Origin of the sequence: Halorubrum sp. Ib24 (genome assembly GCF_002252745.1) — an archaeon.
In the GTDB taxonomy this organism is placed as follows: domain Archaea; phylum Halobacteriota; class Halobacteria; order Halobacteriales; family Haloferacaceae; genus Halorubrum.
Genome location: NZ_NHOX01000034.1, coordinates 1 through 255, shown reverse-complemented (window position 1 = coordinate 255; position 255 = coordinate 1). Strand labels below are relative to the sequence as shown.

Sequence of the window (255 nt, the reverse complement as noted above, 5' to 3'; positions counted from 1 at the left end):
TTTTTTTTTTTTTTTTTTTTTTTTTTTTTTTTTTTTTTTTTTTTTTTTTTTTTTTTTTTTTTTTTTTTTTTTTTTTTTTTTTTTTTTTTTTTTTTTTTTTTTTTTTTTTTTTTTTTTTTTTTTTTTTCTTTTTTTTTTTTTTTTTTTTTTTTTTTTTTTTTTTTTTTTTTTTTTTTTTTTTTTTTTTTTTTTTTTTTTTTTTTTTTTTTTTTTTTTTTTTTTTTTTTTTTTTTTTTTTTTTTTTTTTTTTTTTTT

Annotated in this window: 1 protein-coding gene; it reads left to right on the top strand. The window is 0.4% G+C overall.

Annotated features, from left to right (window positions below; genetic code table 11):
* On the top strand, window positions 1-255 hold a 255-nt coding region (locus tag DJ82_RS15730), incomplete at both ends, for a hypothetical protein (RefSeq protein ID WP_158217300.1).